The sequence below is a fragment of the Streptococcus hongkongensis genome (assembly GCF_053206145.1).
Map to the genome: position 1 here is coordinate 207,604 of NZ_JBRUGD010000001.1, position 25,016 is coordinate 232,619.

23 protein-coding genes and 1 pseudogene are annotated in these 25,016 nt (G+C 34.7%); 1 reads left to right on the forward strand and 23 read right to left on the reverse strand.

Going from position 1 to position 25,016, the window contains the following annotated elements; all coding sequences use genetic code 11:
• Positions 1–323 precede the first annotated feature (323 nt).
• On the reverse strand, positions 324–2,279 hold the full coding sequence (gene parE / locus ACVRZD_RS01040) for a DNA topoisomerase IV subunit B (RefSeq protein WP_037627014.1): 1,956 nt from the start codon (positions 2,277–2,279) through the stop codon (positions 324–326).
• Between the two features lie 119 nt (positions 2,280–2,398).
• Between parE and plsY the strand changes: the two genes are divergently transcribed.
• Positions 2,399–3,037 (forward strand): glycerol-3-phosphate 1-O-acyltransferase PlsY, encoded by a 639-nt coding sequence (plsY, locus tag ACVRZD_RS01045; protein WP_037627068.1) that lies wholly within the window; start codon positions 2,399–2,401, stop codon positions 3,035–3,037.
• A gap of 29 nt (positions 3,038–3,066) precedes the next feature.
• Here the strand turns inward: plsY and ACVRZD_RS01050 are convergent, their stop codons facing one another.
• From ACVRZD_RS01050 to ACVRZD_RS01155, 22 genes and pseudogenes are all read right to left on the reverse strand, one after another.
• On the reverse strand, positions 3,067–4,341 hold the full coding sequence (locus tag ACVRZD_RS01050) for a dihydroorotase (protein ID WP_447450179.1): 1,275 nt from the start codon (positions 4,339–4,341) through the stop codon (positions 3,067–3,069).
• A gap of 27 nt (positions 4,342–4,368) precedes the next feature.
• On the reverse strand, positions 4,369–5,022 hold the full coding sequence (locus ACVRZD_RS01055) for a uracil-DNA glycosylase (protein ID WP_447450180.1): 654 nt from the start codon (positions 5,020–5,022) through the stop codon (positions 4,369–4,371).
• Between the two features lie 105 nt (positions 5,023–5,127).
• The gene (locus ACVRZD_RS01060) at positions 5,128–5,775 is read right to left on the reverse strand and encodes an amino acid ABC transporter permease (RefSeq protein WP_037627018.1); all 648 of its coding nucleotides are present in this window, start codon (positions 5,773–5,775) and stop codon (positions 5,128–5,130) included.
• An 18-nt stretch (positions 5,776–5,793) separates the two neighbouring features.
• Positions 5,794–6,660, reverse strand: a complete 867-nt coding sequence (locus tag ACVRZD_RS01065; protein WP_037627020.1) for a transporter substrate-binding domain-containing protein — start codon at positions 6,658–6,660, stop codon at positions 5,794–5,796.
• A gap of 375 nt (positions 6,661–7,035) precedes the next feature.
• On the reverse strand, positions 7,036–7,887 hold the full coding sequence (locus ACVRZD_RS01070; RefSeq protein WP_037627022.1) for a transporter substrate-binding domain-containing protein: 852 nt from the start codon (positions 7,885–7,887) through the stop codon (positions 7,036–7,038).
• A 230-nt stretch (positions 7,888–8,117) separates the two neighbouring features.
• Positions 8,118–9,542, reverse strand: a complete 1,425-nt coding sequence (locus tag ACVRZD_RS01075) for an amidase (protein ID WP_447450184.1) — start codon at positions 9,540–9,542, stop codon at positions 8,118–8,120.
• 101 nt (positions 9,543–9,643) lie between these two features.
• Entirely contained in the window at positions 9,644–10,027 is a 384-nt protein-coding gene (locus ACVRZD_RS01080; RefSeq protein WP_037627023.1) for a DUF1398 family protein, read from the reverse strand.
• A 74-nt stretch (positions 10,028–10,101) separates the two neighbouring features.
• A complete protein-coding gene (locus ACVRZD_RS01085) occupies positions 10,102–10,860 on the reverse strand; it encodes a GNAT family N-acetyltransferase (RefSeq protein ID WP_037627025.1) in 759 nt (252 codons plus the stop codon).
• A gap of 85 nt (positions 10,861–10,945) precedes the next feature.
• Positions 10,946–11,575 carry an orotate phosphoribosyltransferase gene (pyrE, locus tag ACVRZD_RS01090; protein WP_037627028.1) on the reverse strand — a complete coding sequence of 210 codons (630 nt, stop codon included), beginning with the start codon at positions 11,573–11,575 and terminating at the stop codon, positions 10,946–10,948.
• Positions 11,576–11,616: 41 nt separating this feature from the next.
• Entirely contained in the window at positions 11,617–12,309 is a 693-nt protein-coding gene (gene pyrF / locus ACVRZD_RS01095; RefSeq protein WP_037627030.1) for an orotidine-5'-phosphate decarboxylase, read from the reverse strand.
• Between the two features lie 431 nt (positions 12,310–12,740).
• The gene (locus ACVRZD_RS01100; protein WP_447450181.1) at positions 12,741–15,101 is read right to left on the reverse strand and encodes a Cna B-type domain-containing protein; all 2,361 of its coding nucleotides are present in this window, start codon (positions 15,099–15,101) and stop codon (positions 12,741–12,743) included.
• Positions 15,102–15,324: 223 nt separating this feature from the next.
• A complete protein-coding gene (locus tag ACVRZD_RS01105) occupies positions 15,325–15,873 on the reverse strand; it encodes a hypothetical protein (protein ID WP_037627032.1) in 549 nt (182 codons plus the stop codon).
• Positions 15,874–15,982: 109 nt separating this feature from the next.
• A pseudogene (locus tag ACVRZD_RS01110) lies at positions 15,983–16,090 on the reverse strand (UDP binding domain-containing protein); the annotation flags it as partial.
• Between the two features lie 122 nt (positions 16,091–16,212).
• Positions 16,213–17,448, reverse strand: a complete 1,236-nt coding sequence (locus ACVRZD_RS01115; protein WP_037627034.1) for a cytidylyltransferase domain-containing protein — start codon at positions 17,446–17,448, stop codon at positions 16,213–16,215.
• 12 nt (positions 17,449–17,460) lie between these two features.
• The gene (locus tag ACVRZD_RS01120) at positions 17,461–18,090 is read right to left on the reverse strand and encodes an acetyltransferase (protein ID WP_037627036.1); all 630 of its coding nucleotides are present in this window, start codon (positions 18,088–18,090) and stop codon (positions 17,461–17,463) included.
• Entirely contained in the window at positions 18,087–19,241 is a 1,155-nt protein-coding gene (gene neuC / locus ACVRZD_RS01125; RefSeq protein ID WP_447450182.1) for a UDP-N-acetylglucosamine 2-epimerase, read from the reverse strand. The genes ACVRZD_RS01120 and neuC overlap by 4 nt, the downstream gene beginning before the upstream one ends.
• A gap of 32 nt (positions 19,242–19,273) precedes the next feature.
• Complete coding sequence (gene neuB / locus ACVRZD_RS01130; protein ID WP_037627038.1) at positions 19,274–20,290, reverse strand: N-acetylneuraminate synthase; 1,017 nt, start codon at positions 20,288–20,290, stop codon at positions 19,274–19,276.
• Positions 20,291–21,691, reverse strand: coding sequence for an oligosaccharide flippase family protein (locus ACVRZD_RS01135; protein WP_037627041.1), 1,401 nt, complete (start codon positions 21,689–21,691; stop codon positions 20,291–20,293). It lies immediately after the preceding gene.
• Positions 21,682–22,587 (reverse strand): glycosyltransferase family 52, encoded by a 906-nt coding sequence (locus tag ACVRZD_RS01140; protein WP_037627043.1) that lies wholly within the window; start codon positions 22,585–22,587, stop codon positions 21,682–21,684. Before ACVRZD_RS01140 ends, ACVRZD_RS01135 begins: the two co-directional genes overlap by 10 nt.
• A complete protein-coding gene (locus tag ACVRZD_RS01145) occupies positions 22,588–23,388 on the reverse strand; it encodes an alpha-1,2-fucosyltransferase (protein ID WP_037627045.1) in 801 nt (266 codons plus the stop codon).
• Positions 23,389–23,410: 22 nt separating this feature from the next.
• Positions 23,411–24,367 (reverse strand): glycosyltransferase family 2 protein, encoded by a 957-nt coding sequence (locus tag ACVRZD_RS01150; protein WP_037627047.1) that lies wholly within the window; start codon positions 24,365–24,367, stop codon positions 23,411–23,413.
• Positions 24,351–25,013: a DUF1919 domain-containing protein gene (locus ACVRZD_RS01155; RefSeq protein ID WP_037627050.1), complete on the reverse strand. Its 663-nt coding sequence runs from the start codon at positions 25,011–25,013 to the stop codon at positions 24,351–24,353. The genes ACVRZD_RS01150 and ACVRZD_RS01155 overlap by 17 nt, the downstream gene beginning before the upstream one ends.
• Between the last annotated feature and the right edge of the window lie 3 nt (positions 25,014–25,016).

Here is a 25,016-nt window from a genome sequence, read left to right on the forward strand (position 1 = left end):
AAAATAGGAAATCGCCAGCTCATTCTGATGAGCTAGGAGATTTATCTTTTTTACACCGCAACTAGGGCGGGTTCAATTCCTTTCTTTTGTTTTGAAAAGAGTATTGTATTTTGAAAGGATTATACTGAACAGAGGATTTAGCCTTTGTTCAATATTAAGATACAAAGGCGTTAAGAATCCGACTGAAAAATAGGAACTTGCAGGAAATCCTGATTTCCGTCGCGAGTTATCTTTTTTCCGAGGATTTAGCCTTTGTTCAATTCCTTTCTGTAAATTTGAAAAGAGGTTGTTGGTCCAACTTGAATTATTGGAACGACTTACAATTAAGCATCCAAGACGGTATTCTCTTCTAAGGTGAACTTGACATTGTCTTCAATCCATTGGCGGCGCGGTGCTGCTTTATCACCCATGAGGACTGATACTCTGCGCTCTGCACGCGCTAGGTCATCAATAGTCACCCGAATCAAGGTTCTTGTTTCTGGATCCATGGTTGTTTCCCAGAGCTGGTCAGCATTCATTTCACCAAGTCCTTTGTATCGTTGTAACATGGCACCTTTGCCAAATTCTTTACGAAGATCATCTAATTCGCCATCGGTCCAAGCATAGGCAATTTTTTCTGATTTCCCTTTGCCTTTAGACATTTTATAGAATGGTGGCAAGGCAATATAGACATGGCCTTCCTCGACAAGCGGACGCATGTAACGGTAAAAGAAGGTTAACAATAGCGTCTGGATGTGGGCTCCATCGGTATCGGCATCGGTCATGATGATGATTTTATCATAGTTAATATCTTCAATTGAAAAATCTGCGCCAACTCCAGCGCCAATGGTATGAATCATGGTGTTGATTTCTTCATTTTTAAGAATATCAGCCATTTTCGCTTTTTCAGTATTCAAAACCTTACCTCGTAAAGGTAGGATAGCCTGGAACTTACGATCACGACCTTGTTTTGCTGAACCGCCGGCAGAATTCCCTTCGACTAAATAGAGTTCATTTTTCTTAGGATTTTTAGACTGAGCAGGTGTTAGCTTACCAGAAAGTAAGCCCTTGTCCTTCTTGTTTTTCTTGCCGTTACGTGATTCATCACGTGCCTTACGGGCAGCTTCACGGGCATCCCTTGCTTTAATGGCTTTGCGGATAAGATTAGAAGCCAGCTCACCATTTTCCAGCAGAAAGTAAGTTAGCTTGTCTGAGACAATCCCATCAACAACTGGTCTAGCTAATGGCGAGCCAAGTTTATCCTTGGTTTGTCCCTCGAATTGTAAATGTTGCTCCGGAACAAGAATAGAAAGCACAACAGACAGTCCTTCGCGGTAATCTGAGCCTTCCAAGTTTTTATCTTTTTCTTTCAGTAAATTAGTTTTTCTAGCATAATCATTCATTACTTTAGTAATAGCTGATTTCAAACCAGTTTCATGACTACCACCATCTTTAGTACGAACGTTATTAACGAAAGATAAGATATTATCAGAGAAACCATCGTTATATTGAAGAGCAACCTGAACCTGGAATTCTTGATCTTGTCCTTCAATATAGATTACGGGTGTGAGTGTTTCTTTATCTTCATTTAGGTATTCAACAAAGTCCTGGACACCATTTTCATAATGGAACTCTTCCACTACTGGTTCGTCACCACGTAAGTCTGACAGCGTCATCTTCACATCTTTTAACAAGAATGCTGATTCTTTCAAACGTTCGGCAATGGTATTAAATTTAAAGTCTGTTGTTGAGAAGATGGTATCATCAGGCATAAAGGTAACGGTTGTACCTGTTTTTGATTTTGGTGCTGTTCCTATTTTTTTCAGCGTTGAAACAGGTTTACCACCATTCTCAAAGCGTTGACGGTAGATAGCACCATCACGGGTAATGTCAACTTCTAACCATGCTGACAAGGCATTAACAACAGAAGAGCCAACTCCATGGAGCCCACCAGAAGTTTTATAACCACCTTGTCCAAACTTACCACCAGCATGAAGCACTGTAAAAATTACTTGAACAGTTGGTATCCCCATAGCGTGTTTACCCGTTGGCATCCCACGACCACTATCTTCAACACTAACAGAGCCATCTTTATTGATTGTAACCTTAATGGCATTACCAAAACCAGAGAGTGCTTCATCGACCGCATTGTCGACAATTTCCCAAATCAGATGATGTAGTCCTGTACCATCAGTAGAACCAATATACATCCCAGGACGCTTTCTAACAGCGTCCAAGCCTTCTAAAACTTGAATGGCATCATCATTATAATTATTTATATTTATTTCTTTCTTAGCCAAGACTGACCTCCAGATTTTTTCATCTTTCTTATCTTACAAGTTTTTTGCAGATTTTGCAAAGTTATTTTTTCTTTTTCTTAATCTAGTCGCACAATTATCCTTTATGGTATAATATGGCTATGACTTTACTAATCTTAATTATTATTGCCTATTTCCTAGGTTCAATTCCTACAGGCTTATGGATTGGCCAGCGTTTCTATAAGGTTAATCTTCGGGAACATGGTTCAGGAAATACTGGTACCACAAATACTTTTCGCATTTTAGGGATTAAAGCAGGTGTAGCCACTTTGGCAGTTGATGTTCTAAAAGGAACAGTAGCTACTTTATTACCCGTTTTATTTGGCTACTCAGCAGTCTCTCCTCTTGTCATTGGATTTTTTGCAGTCCTGGGTCATACTTTTCCAGTATTTGCCAAATTTAAAGGGGGTAAGGCAGTTGCAACCAGTGCAGGTGTTTTACTTGGTTATGCGCCACTCTACTTCTTATTTTTAGTGCTGGTATTTGTCGTTATTTTATACCTATTTAGCATGATTTCACTATCAAGTATTACAGTTGCGCTAATTGCTGTTATCAGCGCCCTCCTTTTCCCGTCACTCCATTTCCTCTTACCTGAACATAATGGCTTTTTGATCCTTGTGAGTTGTCTTTTAGCCTTTATCATTATCTACCGTCATAAAGATAATATTAAACGTATTCGTCAAAAAGAAGAAAATCTAGTTCCTTGGGGATTAAACTTAAGTAAACAAAAACATAAATAAGAAGCAGAGCCCTAAGCCCTGCTTTTTTATTATGCGTCATCTTGATAGACGACTTGTCCTTTGGCGATGGTGTATTTAACCTTACCAAACAGCTCTTCACCCACAAATGGTGAGTTACTGGCTTTTGAGGCAAAGTGTTCTGTAATACGTCGTTTTTCCTTATCAGAAAAGATAACTAAGTCTGCAGGGCCATTCTCAGCAACATAGCCGGCATCAAATTGATATAAAGACGCTGGATTACTAGTCATTTTTGCTAAAAATTCTATTAAGGACAGGTGTCCTGGAGCAACCAAGTGCGTTAAGCCAAGTGACAGCGAGGTTTCTAAGCCGGTCATGCCTGATGGTGCTTCCCAAATTTTGTCAACTGTCTTCTCCTCTCGGTGATGAGGCGCGTGATCAGTGGCAATTATGGAAATAACTCCTGATTTTAAGCCCTCAATGACAGCTTGACGATCTGACTCTAATCGTAAAGGCGGATTCATCTTCGCATCAGCTCCCGCTGTTAACAGGAGATCTTCTGTTTTTGAGAAATGTTGAGGGGCTACTTCTGCTGTGACATGTGTACCAATCGCTTGCGCAAACTCAACGACTTTGACTGACTCCGCTTTTGAAAGATGTTGGATATGAACGTGTGCTTTACTGTCGTAGGCAATCATCACATCTCTGGCAATCATACTATACTCTGCAACACCAGTTGCACCACAAAAATGGAAATGCTCTTTAGCAATGGTTTCATTAAAACCAAGTACCCCATTTAATGCTGGATCTTCCTCATGCAAGGCAATAAAGGTATTGTTATCACGAGCTAATTCCAAGGCTTCTTTTAAAACTTTTGAGCTTTCTAAAGGAATTCCATCATCTGAGAAGGATACTGCTCCAGCAGCAAGCAAACCTTTAAAGTCAGTCAGATTTTGGCCATCAAAATTGGTCGTCACTGAGGCATTGGTGTAGATAGAGATCTTTTCCTTAGCTGCACTAGCCAGTACCTCTTCCAAGACTTCCACTGTTGAAATAATCGGATTGGTATTAGCCATCATGACAACTGTTGTGACACCACCTGCTGCTGCTGCCAGTGCGCCCGTATGGATATCTTCTTTATGTGTTTGTCCAGGTTCTCTGAAGTGAACATGAATATCAACCAAGCCAGGGGCTACAACATAACCAGTCGCATCAATGATTTCAGCATCTTTTCTGTCAATAGATGCTGAAATCTCAACAATTTTATCATCTTCAATCAAAATATCAACTTGCCTATCAAAATTTGATTTAGGGTCAATTAGTCTGCCGTTTTTAATTAATAACATCTCTACTCCTTATATACAAGTTGATAACTAAGCCAACCAATTGATTGGGTCTTGTCCATGTTCCACTAAAAATTGATTACACTGTGAAAATGGTTTACTGCCAAAAAATCCTCTATAAGAAGATAAGGGACTTGGATGAGAGCTCTCAATAATTTTATGAATAGGATTAGTAATTAATCTTTTCTTTTTCCTTGCATAACCTCCCCAAAGGATAAAAACAACTGGACTCTCTTTGTCATTTAAAACACTGATAACAGCATCTGTAAAAGGTTCCCATATTTGACCAGCATGTGCGTTAGCCTGGTGCTCAGGAACGGTTAAACAGGCATTTAAAAGAAGCACTCCTTCTTTTGCCCATGGACTTAAGTCATGATGGTCACGAGGACCAATATCAGTCCTTAATTCCTTTAAAATATTTTGTAAAGATGGCGGTGCAGCAATTTCTTCAGGGACTGAGAAAGATAAACCTTGGGCTTGGTTGGGGCCATGATAAGGATCTTGACCTAAAATCAATACTTTAGTTTGTTCATATGGCGTTGCAATTAACGCATTAAAGACCTTTTCTCGTGGTGGATAAACAATCCCTTTCCCATAGACATCATCTAAAAAATGATTAATCTTAGAAAAGTAATGTTCGGGCAACTGTGCTTTAATTTTGTTATGCCAAACAGAATTATGCATTAGGCAAATCCCTCATTTCTACAATTGTATTAGTCATATTTTACCATATTTTCATGAAAAAACCTCTTGGAATCAAAAATCCAAGAGGAATAATCGGTTTTTGCTTTAATAAACGAATTTTGCTTCAATATGTCTCTGAAAATGTTCAAATCCAAAACACAAGAGCCAATAAATAAAAGCTACTAAAACGTACATTGACATATAATCCCATTCTCTTCCACCGACAATTTTAGCGTTCTGAAAGATATCAGGAACAGTAATCATAGCTGCAAGTGAGGTCGATTTAATCATATCAACAACGACGTTTCCAAGTGGTGGAATGGCTATCCGAATAGCTTGTGGCAAAATTATTTTCTTAATAATTGATTTTTTGGATAGTCCTAATGCTTGAGCCGCTTCCCATTGACCGCTATCAACGGCTTCAATCGAGGACCGAAAGATTTCAGAAATATAAGCAGAGCTTACTGAACTAAAGCCAATATAGGCACATAATAAAGCAGGTAATTGTAAACCATAATAAGGCAGACCAAAGTATAACATAAACAGGACAACAATCATCGGAATCCCACGCATCAGAGAGACATAAGATTTTACAAATATCTGCAATGCTTTATTTTGAGAGCGTCCTAAAACGGCTAGTAATATCCCAAAAAAGAGTCCAGTTGTGAAACTTAGGGCTGCAATACCAATGGTATAGGGCAGGCCGCCTATAACGTAACCAAAACTTTTCCAAATTAATTCTAAATTGATCATACTACCTCACCCTGCCTACTAATCAACGTCTTTTGTGTCAATCACAGGAACCTTTTTATCTTTTCCAAATGGAACGGTTAAATCTTGACCCCCATAGTAAGTTTCAGAAATTTTCTTCAAATTACCATCTTTTTTCATGGCTTTAATTGTCTTATTAATGACTTTAAGGAGGCTGTCATCTTTTTTACTCATAACAATACCTTGATCTGTCGGATTGTATTGTACGTCAGCCATTTTAATATTGATTTTTGGATCTTTTGATTTTAAGAAGTCTACAAATAATTTTTGTGCTGGGTAATCATTTGGAATAAAGTCTGTCCGACCATTTGTCACATCATTGATATAAACATCATTTGAGACATTATCATAAGTAACTAGTTTAGCACCTTGTTTTTTAGCTACTTTCATGTACTCAGTTCCATCAGCTCCGGCAGCTTTTTTGCCCTTCCAGTCACTTAAGTCTTTCTTCGCAATTCCTGAAGTACCATCTGCACGGACAATCATGCCACCAACCCCATATTTATAAGGTTCAGACATATTATACTTTGCTGTACGTTTCTTTGTGATGTCAAAGTTATTGATTGCTAAGTCAACACGACCACTATCTACAGAAGTGAAGGCTTGGTCAAATCCAGTTTCAACAAATTTAACTTTAATATGAAGACGTTTTGCAACTTCTTTCATCATATCAACTTCATAACCAACCAATTCATTTTTATCATTAAGGTATGAAGTGGGTTGATAGGTTTTGGGAGTACCAACAGTAATAAGGTCCTTTTTTTCAATCTTATCCCAAGTACTACTTTGAGATGATGTCTGTGAAGAACAAGCTGTTAAAGTAATGGCAACAAGTCCTAATCCAACTAATGCATAGTGTCTTTTCATGAAAGAGACTCCTTTTCGTTAATAAAATTAGTATACCATGGTCACTTTAACATGGACTATGATATTGCTTACAGAAAAAGAGAAGCTATCCTATAATAGACTTCCCTTTTAGCATGTATTATATAAAAATAAGACTATCGTTTCAATTGACCAATTATCCACCACTAATTGTATTCCCCCTTATCAATCATCAACAATAAGAAATGCCATACTTAATACTACTAAGCTAGTTCTTGCTTGATAAGGAAGTAAGCCAAAGGTCAATTTATCAGTAGATCGTTAGAAATTTAAAACACTGCCTGTCATCTTATAACTATAGCTTGTTGACCTGTGTCACAGCAATACCTGTAAGAATAAAGTGACTGCCATCACTGCTTACTCAACATCTGAGACGTCAACTTTTTTAAAGTTATATTTTTTCTCTTTTGACACATCTTTTCCTGCAAAGAATTTTTCAGAAAGTTTTGTTAAGGTACCATCTTTTTTCATTTCTTTGATAGTCGCATTAACGTGTTTTTGCAATTCTGTGTTACCTAATTTAATAGCAAAATTAGACTCAGAAGGGTTATAATAAACATCTTTCAAAACTTTTACAGGAATATTTGGCAATGCTTTTGAAGCCATTGATTGTAAATAAAAATCATTTAAGATGACATCTGTACGTCCGTTAGCAACGTCTTGAAGATAGACATCATTTGTCACATTATCATAAATAACAAGCTCTGCCCCATATTTTTTAGCCACTTTCATATAAGATGTCGTTGAAGCGCCAGCTGCTTTTTTACCTTTTAAATCGTCAAGTGATTTAATACCTGAATCATCTGACTGACGGACAATCATCGATCCAAATGAATATTTATGTGCATCAGTATAAAGGAATTTCTTAGCATTTTTACTGTCTTTTTCAATCGAGTATCCAGCAATATCAATTTGATTACTATTCAAAGCTGTTAACATACCGTCAACACCCATTTCAGTAAATTTAACTTTTAAGCCAAGGCGTTTTCCAACTTCTTTCATGATTTCAACATCATATCCTGTTAAGCTATTATTGCTTTTATCATGAAACGATTGTGGGAATAAGGTACCCGATGTTGCAACCCTCAACTCTCCTTTTTTCTGGATTGATTGCCAATTGCCTTCACCAGACTTACTGTTGGAAGAGCAAGCTACTAAAACAAGCAAGCTTGCAAAAACTGAGAGAATTAGAATAAGTTTTTTATTCATTATAAGATTCCTTTTCTTTAATATATTTTAGGTGACAGGTTCTAATTTTTAATAAATTTAGAAAACGATCCCTACTGTTACTTGAAAAAAATTCAGTGATCTGATATTTCTCCTATGCACTAACTAGTATACCATTGTCACTTTAAAATGAGTGATGACAATGCTTACAGAAAAAGAGAAGCTATCCTATAATAACCTTCCCTTTTAGCATATGTTATATAAAAATAAGATTACTGTATCAATCTGCCATTTTGTTCAAAGATTTCTGCTACTTGTAGCAATAAGTCTTCCCTTCCTTTAGCAGCAAGCAATTGAATGCCTATAGGCAAGCCAGATGCTGTCTGATGGCTAGGTAATGAAATAGCTGGTTGACCAGTTAGATTTGCTATAGAAGTATAAGGATTTAAAGCCTGGCCTGGTTTAAACATCTCTGTCACAAGTTGCAACTGTTCTGTACCTGGATAGTTCTCGGCATTTGCCAATTTTTCCAAAAGAACCGCATCAGGATCAAGTTGACCATGTTTTGGCGCGACATCCATCGTCGTTGGTGTCAGCAACAGATCATAAGTCTGATGAAAATCTGCCATCACTTTACTGAAATGATCCCACTCGTGTAGCAGCCTTGAATAATCCTTAGCAAGCACGCGCTGACCACTTTGGTAAATGGCCCAGGTCATTGTTTCCATGTCCTCTTTTTCCATTGGACGACCAAGTGAGGCTTCAATCTCATCAAACATGGCCGCCGTCTCCACTGAATTCATGACATAGTAATTCTCAAACACTTGCGCCATATCAAGCGGTGCCTCGTCCAGCTCAACTACCTGATGCCCTTGGTCTTTAAGGAATTGCACAGCACTTAAAACAGCATTTTTTGCCTCAGATGGACACTCTGAACCATCAGGATGCTTCGTCAAATAGGCCACCTTGATAGCAGGTAAGGAAACATCAAACAATTGTTCAGCTGTTAGCATTGGCAGAGAAAATGGGCTCTCTATCTGACAAGCTTGCAAATGAAATAGTAAGTTTCTGGTATCACGCACAGATTTTGTCAGTGCAAATTGAATGGCAGCTCCCTGCCAACTGCGATAGGTTTTAGGTCCTGTTGGAATACGACCACGACTAGTTTTCAAGCCAATCAAGCCATTAAAAGAGGCAGGAATTCTAATGGAACCACCACCATCACTAGCCGGAGCTAACAGACTAATCCCTGAAGAAACTAATGCTGCAGCACCACCCGACGAGCCCCCTGCATTACGCGACTTATCCATTGGTAGATTAACTGCACCAAAAGCTTTGCTATCAGAAATATTTTTAAACCCAAACTCCGGGGTATTTGAGCGCCCTAAAATAATAAAGCCTAGTTCTTCTAAAGCTTGGACATAATGTGTCGAGCTACTTGCCTTATAGTTTTTAAATAATTTGGAACCAGATCCGGCCAATTCACCCACCATATCCATCCCTAAGTCTTTTAAGTAAATGGGAACACCGGCAAATGGCTTATCCTTGAAATCTCGTGTTTCTGCTTCAATTAATGCTTTATCATATCTGGTATCAACTATTGCATTGAGTTCTGGGTTTAGTAGATTTGCTTTCTTAATGGTTTCTAACACTAAATCTCTTGGACTAACTTGTCCAGTCCTTACAGCTTCAGCCATTGCTGTGGCATCTTTAAATTCTAACACTTAGTATTCTCCTACTAACTTAATGCTTGCTTTTACACTGCCTCATGACGACAAATTTTTACTAAATCATCAGTTTATACTGGAATCGGTTCACTATAGACCATTTGGTTATGTAAATCATAATAAGTACAGGTCTTTGCTAATAAGTCAACATCCCATTTATAAATGCCTGAGTCAGCAGTATCTTGGCAAAAAGTGGGAAAATCAGTCTGCCCTTTTTGGTGTACTTGTAATTGTTTCAAAAAGTAGTCTCTATTAACTTCTTGTGCAATAGAGTCGACTTGGTAAGCTGGCATTGCTAGCTGATGACCTTGAGCATCTCTATAAACTGCAGAGCCTGTTTGAATGTTAATCGTATTTGTGACCATGCCCATGTCAATAAATGCCTCTACTAACTTTGGGAAATCACGACCACCAAATTTGTCCTGAACGCTGCTAATATTTTCTTTTGTTAACATTTTTCTCTCCTCTAATATGTAAGGTTATACCATATTTAAGGAAAAATCACTATTACTTTATCTGCTTTTTTCCCTTAGCTACTCGTTTTGAGAGGATGTTCAGTATACAAAGCATTCCAGTAAAATGCGACTTCCTGATACCCCTGATGTTCATACATTTGTCGGTTTTCCTCCTCTGAGATGAGTATAAGTTTTTCAAAATTCTGAGCAGCTTTTCGCTGTAAGGCTGAGCCAATTCCCCTGCCACGATAACCGTCAACTAAACTAAAATCATCAATCTCAAGAAAATCGCCATACTCCCAAGCAGTTACATCACCCACTAAGGTATCACCGTCTTTAGCTACATATATTCTGGAGCCTTTTTCAGGCAAGTGATAGGTATTGTATGCTAACATTTGATCAGCAAAATCTTTCCCGTAGGTTAAACTTTGTGCATATTTCAAGTCTAGATAATCAGAGAAATCTTCGGCCTGTAACTCTTCAATTATTATTGGACTAATCTCTTTTTGACTGAGTTTGAGATTGTTGAACTGGTTGGTAAAAATGATATGACGGTAAAACTGAAATCCTTTGGCTGTTAAATAATCAGTTAGTTCCTCACTCAAGTCAACATTCTCAGGAAAGTTTAGCATGGCATAAGCGTGAGTGTAATTGACTTGTTCATCACGCAAGTACTTCAAATCCGCTTTTAGTTGCTCAAGATGTGGCGAAACCTTGTAATCAATATAATTAGAATAATACCGTTCAGACAAGATGTCATCTTTCATATGAATAAAGCGGTCCGTTTCCAAATAAGGCATCTTATTACTATTTAAGAGTTCTTTATATCCCATCCTTTTATAATCTCCTTTTAATCAAAGCTATCACAACTCATTGTAACATCCCCCATCAAAAAAACAGGATTACCCTGCATTTTGGTTACTTGTGCCAATTTTCTTGATCTTCTTTAAATTTCTTCAAGAGTTGTAAACCATCAGCATCAATATAACCTTTGACTTTTGCTACTTTAATGAGTTCAGAGTAATTTGTTAACGTCATCAGATCAAGCCCTGCCTCTTCAAAGCTAACTGTAGCTTTGGGCAATTGGTAAGTGAAAATAGCCACAACTCCTAGAACTTCAGCTCCTTCACGAATAGCTGCCGCAGCCGCATCAAGTACCGACCCGCCTGTTGAAATTAAATCCTCAATGATAACCATTTTTTGACCAGATAAGACACGTCCTTCAACTTGATTACCAGCTCCGTGATCTTTTGCTTTACTACGGATGTAAGCAAATGGTAAGGCCATCTTATCAGCAATGATAGCACCGTGTGGAATACCAGCGGTAGCTGTTCCAGCAATCACCTCAACATCTGGGTAATGTGCGCGAATAGTTTCCACAAAACCATTTTCAATAAGTGTCCGTGTTTCTGGGTATGACAAAGTAATTCGATTATCCGTGTAGATAGGTGATTTAATACCTGATGCCCAGGTAAATGGCTCTTCTGGCTTTAAATAGACAGCCTGAATATCAAGTAGTTCTGCTGCAATTTGAGATGATAATGTCATAGTAAGCTCCTTTAAAATAAGTTAAGTAAGGTTTAATTGCCTTAAGCATTCCATTCAGTTTTAATAGCCTGATAAGCAGCCACAGGATCTTTAGCAAGTGTAATCGGGCGACCAACGACAATATAATCACTGCCGATCGCCTTAGCCTGACTAGGGGTCATAATCCGCTTTTGATCACCAATGTCTGAACCAGTTGGTCGAATACCTGGTGTTAAACAGACAAAGCTATCTGGTGTTACTGCCTTAATAGCTGCAACCTCATGGGCTGAACAAACAACACCATCTAATCCTGCAAGTGCCGTCCGTTTGGCATAGTGTAAAACGGACTCTAAGAGACTGGTTTGAATATTTTGGTCTTCTTGCATCATTGTTTCACTGGTTGATGTTAATTGTGTCACAGCTATCAAGATTGGACCATCACCCAGCCCCTGACGCGCAGCCTGAAGCATCTCAAGACCACCAGCTGCTTGTACTGTTGTCATGTCGATACCCATTCTTGACAGAACCTTCATTGTCGACTTAACCGTATTGGGAATATCGTGTAACTTCAAATCAAGAAAGACGCTGTGACCGAGAGATTTCACATAACGAACAATTTCTGGGCCGGCGGCATAATACAATTCCATGCCTATTTTGACATAAAGCTTCTCCTCTTTGGGAAATAAGCTTAGGAAGGATTTTAATTCCTCAACTGAGGGAAAATCTAGCGCAATAATGGGACGTTCTTCGTACATCTACTTTCCTTTCTGTGGGCACCTGCCGACTACTAAAAAACCTCACTTCCAAAGAAGCAAGGTTACAGAAAAGTTGGCGTGCAGATGCACTCCATTTAGACATGTAAACCTTCTAAGCCTCTCTGGACTTTTTTAAAGGTATTTGATTTTCCTTATTATACCGTTTTTTAGGGAGCCTGTCAAAAAGAAGTTGATGTGGAACTTGGCGAGTGCTTTAAGAATGAAAGATTTGATAAGGCAAAAAATAAGATACTAATCGCTCTAAATATAAAAAAAAGAAAGGAACACAATCGTCCTTTCTCAGTATTCACAATTATCACCCCATTCCAATTGATCAAGCGCCTTCTTAATGACTAGGCTCCAACAATTGAAAAGAAAAATGGGTATTAATTACTGTATGATACATTAGATTAGGTATGTCTCAAGCTAAATTAACCGTTCTCTAGTTTTTTCTTGCGAATGGTGTACCCAATACCGAGTCCAAGTAAGATAAGTCCAAAGATAGCGTAGATTGGATTATCTATACTATTAGTCAATGGAAGCTTTTCTTTTTTAGTTGGCTTGGTATTTGAGTTTGCTAGAGAAGTTGGCTCATCTTTTTTAGTTGGCTTATCATTTGATTTTGATGGAGGAGTTGGCTTATCTTGCTTAGGCGTATAGCTATTAGTAATATTCATACCATCAACAGTAGCTGTGTAACCTAACGGGACATTAACTTCTTCAACGCTGTAGCTAATTGCTTTACCGTTAGCATATTTTGCAATATTTTTGAATGTATAAGACCACTTAGTATCGGCTGTGGCTACAGTAGTTAATCCAGTATCTTGACCATTTGCTAAAAGTTTAACTGTAATGGCATTCGGACGAATACCATCCTTGTCATCGCCATCTTTCCAAGTCTTAGTTCCTGAAACCTCTGTTGTTTCAGTTGTGTAAGCATTTGTAATAATAAAGTTTTTGGCATCTGTAGCGTCAACTGTAGAAATATAGCCTGATGGAACAGTCACTTCTTTAACAGTGTAGCTGATTACTTTACCGTCAGCTTTCTCATCAAGGTTAGTGAATTGGGCTGTCCAATTGTTGTCAGGTGTCAACTCAAGTACCTTACCATCTACTGCTTCACCATTAACGTAAAGTTGAACACTAACACTAGTAGGACGTTTACCATCTTGGTTGTTATTATCTGACCACACTTTATTAACTGTCACTGCTGTTTTACCTGGTGTATAGCTATTGATCAAGTTATAGCCATCCACTGTAGTTGTATAATCAGCAACAGGTTCCTCTGTGACAGTGTAGTTAATTTGTTTGCCATCTTTGTAAGCTTCAAGATTATCAAAACTGTATGCCCAATTTTCAGAAGCTGTAACTTCTTTAGAGGCTACTTTTTCACCATTAGCTAGTAAGTTTACAGTAATTGAAGCAGGACGCTTACCATCTTGATTACGATTATCATTCCAAGTCTTAGTTCCTGATACAGTTGTCTTTTTGGTTTCATTCTCGACATTAAGGAGAGTTCCTTCTCTATCAGAATCATTAACAGTGAATGTCAATTCTTGACTCTTTAATAAATCAAAATCAATCCAATCTGGGGCAGAGACTTCTTTAACAACATAATTTCCAACTGGCAATCCTTTTACATTAGCAACACCATTAGCATCAGTTACTAGCTTTAAGACTGCTTCACCATTTAAAATTGCTGTTCCTTCTGTATTTTTCAATTCAAATGTTACACCGGGAATAGCAATTGCTGTTCCTTTAGTTTTCTTGACAATTTTCAACTCACCCTTCACTGTACCTGTAACACCTGCATTGGCATTAACGTTATCAACAGCATAGTTGAAGTCTTCACCATTGACAGCATCTTTACCATTTTCTGTATACCAAGCTTTAGAATTATTAACAAATTGCTTTTGGCTTTGGTCTGTGATTTTTGTCTTATAATAAATCGAAAATTGATTTAGGGAGGCATAGCCTTGGGCAATAACTACTGTTATATTATTGCCATTAACTGTAATACTTGAACCAGGATACTGTTTTGCAAAATCTGTTAGAGCATTTGCTCCTGATAGTGTCGTATTAGAGTTACCTGATACAGTAATTTCAAAACTATCTGTAACAAGTTCTTGCCCTCCTTGAATGCTATCTTCAATACGAATATCTGAATCTACGTATGATTTGTTTAAGTTTGCATTCAACCACCAGTTAACATGTTCTGTATCCGAAGTGTACATGCTACCTGTCTTGTAATAGAAGACACTATTTACACCTGCTTCCGGTTTAACTACAGTTACAGTCGTGCTTTTGCCTCCTGAAAATATAGTTCCTGACTTCTTATCTTCCGAAGTGGTATTAGTGGTATTTCTACCTTCAATTTCAAAGGTAACGTATCCCGAAACATCCTCTAAATTATCAACACTGCTATTAAATGTAATGGTTGCTCCGTCTTGTCTAATAACAGCTTCTCCGACATTAACACCTTTAACCGTCAACGGAAGCGTTTTGGCGTATCCATTAAAGGTAGGTTGGCCACTATTCGTCCAACCAACAGTTATTGTATCCCCATTCTGAATATTATGACTCGAATTCTCAGCAAAATTTACTGTAACAGCTACTTTACCGCCATCTTGAATTTCTGTGCTAGAAACACTTAAGTCAGTCACTACTGTCGAACTAATATCACTACCTTGAGCCAATACTACCGTCGTAAATACTAAACTACTCGCAAGACCTCCGAATAAAATGATAACAGTTATCAATAGATTACTTAGTTTCCTCGTGACTCTCTCCATCACTACTACCCCCTAAATTTTAGTTTGAATAAACAATATTAACAGATACTACATACATCAAAAACCGAATACATGTGAATCTATTAAAATAAATTGTAACATAATTATCGCTAAAATGAAAAGACAATAATAAAAAAGGTATTTAAACGATTTGAAAATACTAAAGTGGAGTTAGCCTATTTGAGAGGATGAAAAAACCTATCCAAAAGATAGGTCATCAGTCTTATTCTCTAATACCAAGGGCTTCTGGTGCAGCCTGCTTGGGACTTTGGTAATGTTTAATAAAGGCTTCTTCTTCAATATTGACCATTTTGATTTGGTCATATAATACAGGTGGAACTGGAACCTCTTTTAATGACATGACAATGATTTTCAATGATGAAAAGACATCAATCAAGACACCAAAAACACGAATCCGTTTGTCTCCAAGAATAGCTTGAAAGACCTCCTTGTCCTGACAAAGATCAACCAAATTTTCCAAGCCATGAATCCATGTATCCACAATTTGAAGAGTTTTATTCATTAATTTGAATGCTTTCTCTTCATACCAGAAAGTTGATTCAATCAACCGTTGTTGGTAATCCAATTGATTAATGACTGAAACAATTTCACCGAGTTCAGACTGAACAGAATGAGCAGAAAATTCACCACCTAAAATAGAAGGTGTCCGCTCAACCAACTGTAACTCATCCTTAAACAGTGTCAAATAATGAATACTGACCAATAATTTTTGTATTAATATTTTATGACCATTTTGCCCAGTACGACTCATATGACACCCCTTCTTTGAAAACTCTTCCATGGAAAACTATATTATTAATATAACACAAGACACCTAAAAGGGCAATTCAATTCCTTGAAAAGTAACTGAAAGGAAGAAATTAGTCACGTCTAAACAAATCTCTCGTGTAGACCTTGTTTTCGACATCATCAAGGGCATCGTCATATCTGTTGGCAATAATAGCTTGTGACTCTTGTTTGAATGCTTCTTTAAGTTCCTTAGGTAAAAAATACTTATTTCAGAAAAGAGAATTTTATAATAATTCCAAAATATACTTAGATCTTACTTCTTTGTTTACTTTTAAAAAATAAGTAGCAATTTACATAAATCTCATTTATTATTTGATAAAAATTCCATATAGCTATCTTGTAGCTTATTTTCTACATTTTTTTTAAAATGTAAACCATCTGACGTTTTTTGATAGTCTAGAACTTCATTTTGGGCAACTAACTTATTTATATCAAATATTGGTATATTTTTTTTTCGACTATAATCTAATAACCAAGTATTGACTTTCTTGATATCACTATTTTTGACAGAATCTCTAAATAAAGTATAAGCAATAGTAGTCATGTAATAACTAATATTTCTTGAAGAAAAGGTATTAAATAGCTTTTCAAAATCCCTACAAATTTTATCTATATTTGACCCAACTATTAGATCGTTAACACCAATTGATACAAAAACTTCTTTTATATTTTCTGTTAAAATGGTATCAATATTTTCCAATAATGTGGATAAGGTTACTCCGCCTTGTGAATAGTTACTATATCCTTCTATTGATATAGTAAGCATTCTTGAATCGCCCAAAATAAGTTTTGAAGAATCATAACAAATTAACTTAAGATAATTGTCTCTATAAAAATCTTTATTTTCGTTCTCTCTTCGCTTATAGTCAAAAAATAAGTGTCCAATTACATGGATAAAATCATCATGAGTATCAACATCTAAAGAATATTCCTTTGACATTTCATAAGCATAAGTTTTTTTTGTAAAAAAGCTCTTATTTGATAAATAAGTTTTCTTATCAGAAATATAGATAGCTCCATTTGGATAGTAAAGTTTTTGTAACTCTTGCCTACGGTAACCTCTGTCAGCACCAACCATATCCTGAGCATAACCATCAGACGACAATGTTGTGAAAAGGTTTGGATGCTTGTCTACTTCAGAAAAACTAACAACATTATCAACATCATGAGAAAGATAGTAATTTATTGCTTCTTCGATATGCCACGCTTTCCTTAATGGTGATGTCACTTGCAACAAAACAAATACTTGATCATCATCAAATTCAGTTAAAAAATCTTGAATCATATCGTATGAAGTAGCTGTATCAGAGGCATACTTTGCATTTCTCATCACAACAGAGATACCACGCTCCAAACAAATATCGCGATATAATTCTGAATCCGTACTTACAAAAATATTTTCTTGTTCGAACAATCCTGTTTTAAGTGCAGCATCTATTGTATGAAAAATCATAGGTTTTCCAGAAAGATAAAGCATATTTTTATCAGGTAACCCTTTTGAACCAGAACGAGCAGGAATTATACATATCGGTTTCATTTTTTTAGTCCTCTACTTAATTTTTTTTGCTGGAATTCCAACATATGTACCACTCTCAACAATATCACTAATAATAACTGCCCCCGCACCAATTATTGTCTGTGAAGTAATGCTTAATGTTTGAGTAATGACACTAGCACTACCAAAGTAAACTTCCTCTTCAATTTTACATAGACCATTTATCGTTGCATTTGGGGCAATATTACAATGTGACTTAACGATAGTATGGTGTTCAATCAATGCTCCAGTATTAACTACGTTATTATCAAACAGTTGAACTTTTGAACCAATAAAAGCCCCGAAACCAATAAATATTCCTCTACCACATATACTTTCTGGTGTTAAAACTAAGGCATCTGGACTAATAATATTAATAATAGAATGATAATAGTTCTTTGCAACATAATCAAAAAGTTCACGCCTTTTAGCATTATCTCCAATTGTAATAAATACAGCATCTATCATACCATTATCTAAAAATTTCAAGACATCATACATTCTCCCTAAGACAGGGTAACCATCATGTTCTGAAATATCCTTATCATCAAAAAAACCAATAAATTCGTAAGATAGATTATCTATTACTGGTACAATAGCATCTGCATGACTTCCAGCTCCTAAAAAAGCTAACTTTTTTTTCATAAATCAAATACCTCGTCTAAATCATAAAATGGCTGCGAAATTGATGGACATTCATCAAGGTAATTCTTGATAGCATTATAAGCATTTAAAGAGGCATTAGGTTGGTAATAAGGATTAGAAAAATCAACTATTTTTTCCATCTCTTCTAACCCCATTAGAATTTCATCACAAGTCACAGGAGTATTTAAAACACTTTTACCACAGAGACGTCCTTTCTGTCTATCACCAATATTCAACGTTGGCTTACTTAAGGAAGGAACTTCTATTAAACCAGATGATGAATTACCAACTAACCCAATTGAATGTCTTATTAGTGAGTGATACTGTTGTGTTGACAATGAAGCAAAACTATAACAATTTTGATGATTTTCAAGATAAGATGAAATTTCTAAAGAAATTTCATCAGAACCAGTATCTGAATTAGAACCAATAAAGATACATTGTTTTCCAAATCTACTTAAAGTATCCAATACGATTGACATCTGAGCTCCAGCAGAAAGTCCTTCTTCAAAAGTTACAGGATGATATAATACAACTAAGTATTTTTCCTCCAAACTAATAGTTAATTGTTCTTCTAATTCGTTTTTTGATAAGGGTGGAATTGATAATGCGTTTTCAACACCTAATGATCCCGTATTAATAACAAATCTAGGGCTCTCTCCCATCTGAATAACACGTTTGCGAAACTTTTCAGTAGCTACAAGATGTAAATGACTCATCTTAGTTACAGCATGACGAATATATTCATCAAAATTTCCTAGTGATGTCTCACCACCATGCAAATGACAAACTGGGACATTATAAATTAACGCAACATTTACAACTGGCAATATTTCATAGCGATCACCTAAAACAATAACTAAATCATATACATTTTTTTGAAAAATATCAGTCAAATTTAAATGTAATGTTGACATACTTTTTGATACTGTCTCTTTCTTAGTATCAATTAGGTTGAGTGGTATTTTATAAGCAATATGAAAACCATCCCTTTCAAGTTGAAGGAAAGTATTTCCATATTTTTCTTCAAGGTGCATTGCCGTAGCAATAATATCAAGACTTATTTCACAATCTTCAGAAAGTTTTTGAATTAATGGTCTCATAATGCCATATTCAGCACGTGAACCCGTAACCAAACAAATTTTTTTCATATTATATTCCAATGTATTTCAAATAATAATTACTACAATTGATTTTCAAATCGGGAATCACAGATTATTTCATCCTCTTCGAAACTAACTTGTGCTTCTTTTCCTAAGATATCATACCAAAACATTGGAGATATTCCGTTTCCTGGGCGTTTTACTGTAATATTTTTCTCTGTAAATATTTCTCCCTTTTTAATCGCCCCTAAAGCTACTACAGATTTTCGAGCAACTATTTTATTTTTTTCTTCTACTGGGTCTGGAATTTTTTCAAAGCGCCCTAAAGACTGTTCAATAATTCTAATTCCTTTCACTAAAGCTTCTAGAATTTCAGGAGTTGCACTTGCTTTATGATCAGGACCTTCCATTTCAGTATCCAAGGTGAAATGTTTTTCAATTACTTCTGCCCCCATTGCTACCGCAGCAATAGGAACTTCTGAACCAATTGAATGATCAGAATATCCTATGGTAAACTCTGGAAACTCTTCTTTGAGTGTATGGATAACATTTAAATTTAATGATGAATATGGCGTTGGGTACTCAGTTGTACAATGTAAAATCGAAATATCATTTGTACCATTTTGTTGAAGAATTTCTACTGCTCGATGAATCTCATCCATCATTGCCATACCAGTCGAAAGAATAACTTTTTTCTTTTGTTTCCCAATTTTTTCAAGATAAGGTAGATTGGTGATCTCCCCTGACGGAATCTTATAGACTGGCATATCTGTTGAAATCAAAAAGTTTAACGACTCCTCATCAAAAGGGGTAGAAAAAGTATCAACTCCTTTATTAAGTGCATAATTTCGCATTTCTAAGTATTCATCAAAACTTAGTTCCAATCGCTTAGTCATTTCTAATTGACTATCCAATGTACCTGTTGTCACTTTTTGATACTCTGCTTTGGGAGCAAATTTTGAAATTAATTTCTCCGCCTTAAACGTTTGAAACTTAACAGCATCAACACCACATTCAACAGCCACATCAACCATTTTTTTTGCTAATGAAATATTTCCATTGTGATTACAACCAATCTCAGCAATAATGTAAACCATTTATGTACTCCTTTTTAATTTCTTTATATAGTAACTAATTGTTTTCTTGTTAATAATATAGTATCCCAATAAAATTAAGAAACCTATAAAAAATCGCAATACGGGTATTTTAATCAATACATTCATTACTAGTGCATAACAAATAACAATAGAAATTAATGTAATATAGTCTCTGGCATTCACTTCATGATAATTGTATTTTATTTTGGAAATGATATGATGAAAGACAAGTAGAATTGAATAAGATAGTAATGTCGCAACAGCAGCTCCAAAGCTACTATAATGCGGAATCAAATAGATATTTATTGCCCAATTAAAAAATGCTGCTATTAAAGTCCCTATAGGAATCCAAACTGTGTTGGCATGATAAAACTGAACGTTCACAGGGAAGGTATATAGAAATACCAAAAAATAGCTGACAATAATAATTGAAATAAAATCAATAGTTCCGGCATAATTTTTTCCACCTAGGATTATTGCTAATTCTGGAAAAATAGTAAGATAACCAAGTGTAATCAAAACACCCAGATATTGATAGTTTTTCACGTATGTGGAAAGATTTGTATCTTTATTTTTTTTTGCCTCAAAATACCACGGTACCCAAGCTGTATTTATACTATTAAGAACTATCTGTATAAGCATTCCAAGAGAGTAACCAAAACTATATAATGCAACTTCTCGAGTTCCTTTGTAGGAGGCTAACATGATTCTATCAAGCTGATTTAAAACTTGATGTCCAAACAAATGAAATATTAAAGGGATTGATATCGAGATAATAAAATAAAAATATTTTGTTTTAAAAGGTACGGAACTGTGCTGATATATATAAAATATAGCAATGGCTGCAACAATTATATTAGGGATAAGTGCACCAAAAATTCTGGAGTAAAAATCATTTTCCGAAAAGAACAAAAAGCTCAATGTTAGTCCAACTGAAAATAAAGCATTTAACAAGGAAAGAATAAAATTGAAAAAGCTTTTTTGCAACTGGATAAAATATTGTCCAAAGAAATTAAAAATATAATTAGTAAAACTTTGAACGATCAATAAAACAAATACAAGTTCCGAAAATCCCAATAATTTTGAAAAAAAACTTCTAAAAAGATAACTAATTACAAAAAAGATTAAGAAGCTAATATTACTAATCATTAATGCACTACTTGAAAAATTATCAAATTCTTCTTTGTAGATTGTTTTTCCTGAACTAAGGGAACCGCTGGTCTGTAGGCCAATAAAGAGACTAATTATTCCAACCCATGACACATATAAACTATATTGACCAAACACTTCTACACTAATCAATCTTGTATAAATTGGTAAGGTAATAAAAGCTAGCCCTTGAATCAAAAGGTTACCAACGGTATAGATTAATCCCGACTGAAATAATTTTTTCACATCCATGACTTTTCCTTAAATTTATGAACCATTATTTTATAATCAACACATTCTAAAAAATTCAAAGCTGTTGATGAATGCGTTATACCGACTTTAAATTTACCAATGATTAATAACTCAATGACCTCCATTGGAATATATGATGGTAAAATTTCAATAGATTTAATGACTGAATAATCAATAGTATCTCTCGGGTGAGGTTTTAAAAAAACTGTAGAATGAGGATAATTAGCGATAAGAGACTGATAAAAATTTAGTTGTTCATCTTCACTTTGAGCTACTTCTGTCCAATGATCCAAAAATAATGGCTGAGTTAAAATTAATACAGAATTTTCTGGAATTGTGAGACTTGTTATTTCAGGAAAAAGGGAAAAAATTTCCTCTTTTCTCCGTTGACTAATAGAATTAAATAATTCTCTCCGTGAAACTTCTCTAGTTTTTGATAATCTTGCATCTCGATATAGCACTTTTGAAACATTGTTTACTTCAATATCTATAGCGTATTTACTTTTTCCAAAAGGTGATAAATTATGATTAAAAAACCACAGTAACCGTTCTCTTTTTCCAACCGAAAAGTATTGCATATTATAACTATAATAATCTTGACTATCCTCTAACAAGTGATAAAAGATTTTATGCACTCTTAAGTCATTTCCAATAATTGTCCCATCATTAAAAATATAAATATCATCACCTTCTGAAAAAAAAGTATTCGAAATATGTCCGTCTTTATTTATCACAATAACATCTGTTACACATTCTAAAAGCTTTAATTTCATTTCAAAATGACGAACATACGGTATCGTATAAGCCAGAATAAGAATATTTCTCTCCTCTGTATTCAATTTTAATAATGAGATCAAAAGATGATAAACTGTATGGCAGATATATATTTTTTTCATTTACTTTTTCAAATTCCTTATTTTACTTAATATTTTATTTTTTCTCATGATGATTTTTGAAAACCTTCTTTTGTATGGCTTGACCCTGATTATGTTCCAAGATTTCGATTTCGTAATCATCTCCCCAAATCTTATATTTAAAGTATTATAATCCGGTGCATAAATTGTACATCTTGGGTTGAAAAATTCGTTTAGATAGGCGCCCCAATAGGAAAAAGTTGAATTCATAATAACAAGAGATTTAGCTCTAGATAAAATAACTAATGCTTCCATAGGTGTTGTTTTATAAAATATTACTTTTTGAAATTGATTCAAATTAAGGTGATGAGATAAATTATTTTTGCACCAATCAATGTCATCACTAACTATTCCAATAGAATTTGTTGTGTTTGCCATACATTTTTGAAGTACTTTTTTTAAAAAATCAATCTGATCAAATCCATAAAAGTATTTGTGTTCATCTGTAAAAAAATCCCCTCTTCGAACATTAATAATAAGATCACAATCATTTTCAAAGTGAGAATTTACCAAGCCTTTTTCAAGATAATTTTCAATAAATAGATCTAAATCTTCCTTTGTGAAGTCCTTACCATAGTTTTGAAAAAAATCAGATGGCATTACTACTTTTTTACAGTCATTCGAATCAGTTAATAAGTTATTTAGTTTTGGAAAATAATCTAACCAATAATCCATATTTTCAAGATATCTTACCTTAACATCAGCTGTTTTAGATGCCTTTAGAAAAAAATAAAGATGATTTCCAAAACGAGTTCCTGCAATATTATAAATAACCTTTTTCATTTAGTCTCCCAAATTTAAGTCGTCATCTTGAGAATTGAATAATTCTTGGAAAAGATTTGACTAAAAATAATTTTAGCTTATATTTGAATGGAATATTAGCTTGTTTAATGAGTTGTTTGTACATAAGTTTAGCTTTTCTGTCAATAGTTTGAATTTCATTTTCAAAATGGTTTTGTTTTAAAAAATATTTCGTCCTATATAATTCGATAGCATAAGCAACTTCATCTCTTGACGTATCTTTTTGTAAAGATGACAGTAGTTTTATTCGTTCTTCAAACATTTCTATCTTGTCTAGATTTGAAAGGTTGAATGCTGAATTTATAATACTTCCTTCTCTGATACGATAATAATACAAGGCAATATTTTTAAAAATGATTTTAGAAGATTGCAAATATAATTTATAAGTTGTGAAAGAATCTTCATATTTTTTTCCGAGAGGAAAGAGGAGGCTATCAAATAGTTCCCTTTTATATAACTTTGATTGAGCAACAGTCAAAATCACTGAATAATAATCATTTCTTTTATACATAGCTTGTAGAATATCATCAGTAATAAATATTTTTTCGTAACAATTTTTAGAAAAATGTTTTATTTTCCCATTTTGATATTCCTTCATATTCACTATTGAAATATCTGAATTATATTTTTTAATAAGATTATAGAGAATTTCAATATAAGTTGGGTCTACAAAATCATCTGAATCAATAAAGGTAATATAACTGCCTTTAGATTTCAGTATTCCATGGTTACGAGCATCAGATAATCCACCGTTTGTTTTATTAATTACAGAAATCCTATTATCTTTTTGGATGATATCTGAAATAATCTCCATACTATTGTCTGTGGAACCATCATTTACTAAGATAATTTCAATATTTTCATATGTTTGTTTTACTATGCTTTGTAAGCACTCCCTAACAAAGTCTGCAACATTATAGATAGGGACAATAACACTAATAAGTTCATCTTTTTCCTTCATCAATTTGATTTACCTCATTCAACCAAAATTCAACATTGAAATAATTTCTATAATATTTCATATCCTTACCGTTCTTTATGTAATTCTCTCGTTGACATTTGTAAAAAATAATACTAGAAGTTAATGAATCATATTTTTTCGCAGTAAAAATAACTTTATTTTTATAATTAAGTTTATCAAATTGTTCCATTAGTTCAATAGTTGCGCCATCGCTGTCATTCATTTTAAAGAATAAATTATTATAATTAATTCGCCTAACTCGCTTCGACCATTTTCTCCTCGCATCTTCTTTATCTTTATAATGTTGAAAATGAATTTCAACATCATCTAAAATACCAATTGGATAATTTTGTTTTCCATTATACTTAGATTCAGAAATAAATCTCAACTCAGAGTTCATGTAATATCTCAACCGTGAAACTAATTTAATGTAATCGTTTGAAAAAATAAATAAATCAACGAATGGAGTATTATAAGGAAGACCCAACTCCTGATAAACTCTTGCTCCCCAACAGTTATCAGAAATAATTGAAAATGTTCTATTCTTAAGATTTTGTCTCTCCGATTTAAATTTTATAGGATAAATAAATTTAATTGCAAATCTGAGAATTTTTTTTCTGATATATTCTTTAATACTATAATGCATAAG

What these genes read in the sequence shown, in the direction of transcription:
- plsY (WP_037627068.1), top strand. Translation starts at nt 2,399, where the DNA reads ATGACTTTACTAATCTTAATTATTATTGCCTATTTCCTAGGTTCAATT.
- ACVRZD_RS01050 (WP_447450179.1), bottom strand. Translation starts at nt 4,341, where the DNA reads ATGTTATTAATTAAAAACGGCAGACTAATTGACCCTAAATCAAATTTT.
- ACVRZD_RS01055 (WP_447450180.1), bottom strand. Translation starts at nt 5,022, where the DNA reads ATGCATAATTCTGTTTGGCATAACAAAATTAAAGCACAGTTGCCCGAA.
- ACVRZD_RS01060 (WP_037627018.1), bottom strand. Translation starts at nt 5,775, where the DNA reads ATGATCAATTTAGAATTAATTTGGAAAAGTTTTGGTTACGTTATAGGC.
- ACVRZD_RS01065 (WP_037627020.1), bottom strand. Translation starts at nt 6,660, where the DNA reads ATGAAAAGACACTATGCATTAGTTGGATTAGGACTTGTTGCCATTACT.
- ACVRZD_RS01070 (WP_037627022.1), bottom strand. Translation starts at nt 7,887, where the DNA reads ATGAATAAAAAACTTATTCTAATTCTCTCAGTTTTTGCAAGCTTGCTT.
- ACVRZD_RS01075 (WP_447450184.1), bottom strand. Translation starts at nt 9,542, where the DNA reads ATGGCTGAAGCTGTAAGGACTGGACAAGTTAGTCCAAGAGATTTAGTG.
- ACVRZD_RS01080 (WP_037627023.1), bottom strand. Translation starts at nt 10,027, where the DNA reads ATGTTAACAAAAGAAAATATTAGCAGCGTTCAGGACAAATTTGGTGGT.
- ACVRZD_RS01085 (WP_037627025.1), bottom strand. Translation starts at nt 10,860, where the DNA reads ATGGGATATAAAGAACTCTTAAATAGTAATAAGATGCCTTATTTGGAA.
- pyrE (WP_037627028.1), bottom strand. Translation starts at nt 11,575, where the DNA reads ATGACATTATCATCTCAAATTGCAGCAGAACTACTTGATATTCAGGCT.
- pyrF (WP_037627030.1), bottom strand. Translation starts at nt 12,309, where the DNA reads ATGTACGAAGAACGTCCCATTATTGCGCTAGATTTTCCCTCAGTTGAG.
- ACVRZD_RS01100 (WP_447450181.1), bottom strand. Translation starts at nt 15,101, where the DNA reads ATGGAGAGAGTCACGAGGAAACTAAGTAATCTATTGATAACTGTTATC.
- ACVRZD_RS01105 (WP_037627032.1), bottom strand. Translation starts at nt 15,873, where the DNA reads ATGAGTCGTACTGGGCAAAATGGTCATAAAATATTAATACAAAAATTA.
- ACVRZD_RS01115 (WP_037627034.1), bottom strand. Translation starts at nt 17,448, where the DNA reads ATGAAACCGATATGTATAATTCCTGCTCGTTCTGGTTCAAAAGGGTTA.
- ACVRZD_RS01120 (WP_037627036.1), bottom strand. Translation starts at nt 18,090, where the DNA reads ATGAAAAAAAAGTTAGCTTTTTTAGGAGCTGGAAGTCATGCAGATGCT.
- neuC (WP_447450182.1), bottom strand. Translation starts at nt 19,241, where the DNA reads ATGAAAAAAATTTGTTTGGTTACGGGTTCACGTGCTGAATATGGCATT.
- neuB (WP_037627038.1), bottom strand. Translation starts at nt 20,290, where the DNA reads ATGGTTTACATTATTGCTGAGATTGGTTGTAATCACAATGGAAATATT.
- ACVRZD_RS01135 (WP_037627041.1), bottom strand. Translation starts at nt 21,691, where the DNA reads ATGGATGTGAAAAAATTATTTCAGTCGGGATTAATCTATACCGTTGGT.
- ACVRZD_RS01140 (WP_037627043.1), bottom strand. Translation starts at nt 22,587, where the DNA reads ATGAAAAAAATATATATCTGCCATACAGTTTATCATCTTTTGATCTCA.
- ACVRZD_RS01145 (WP_037627045.1), bottom strand. Translation starts at nt 23,388, where the DNA reads ATGAAAAAGGTTATTTATAATATTGCAGGAACTCGTTTTGGAAATCAT.
- ACVRZD_RS01150 (WP_037627047.1), bottom strand. Translation starts at nt 24,367, where the DNA reads ATGAAGGAAAAAGATGAACTTATTAGTGTTATTGTCCCTATCTATAAT.
- ACVRZD_RS01155 (WP_037627050.1), bottom strand. Translation starts at nt 25,013, where the DNA reads ATGCATTATAGTATTAAAGAATATATCAGAAAAAAAATTCTCAGATTT.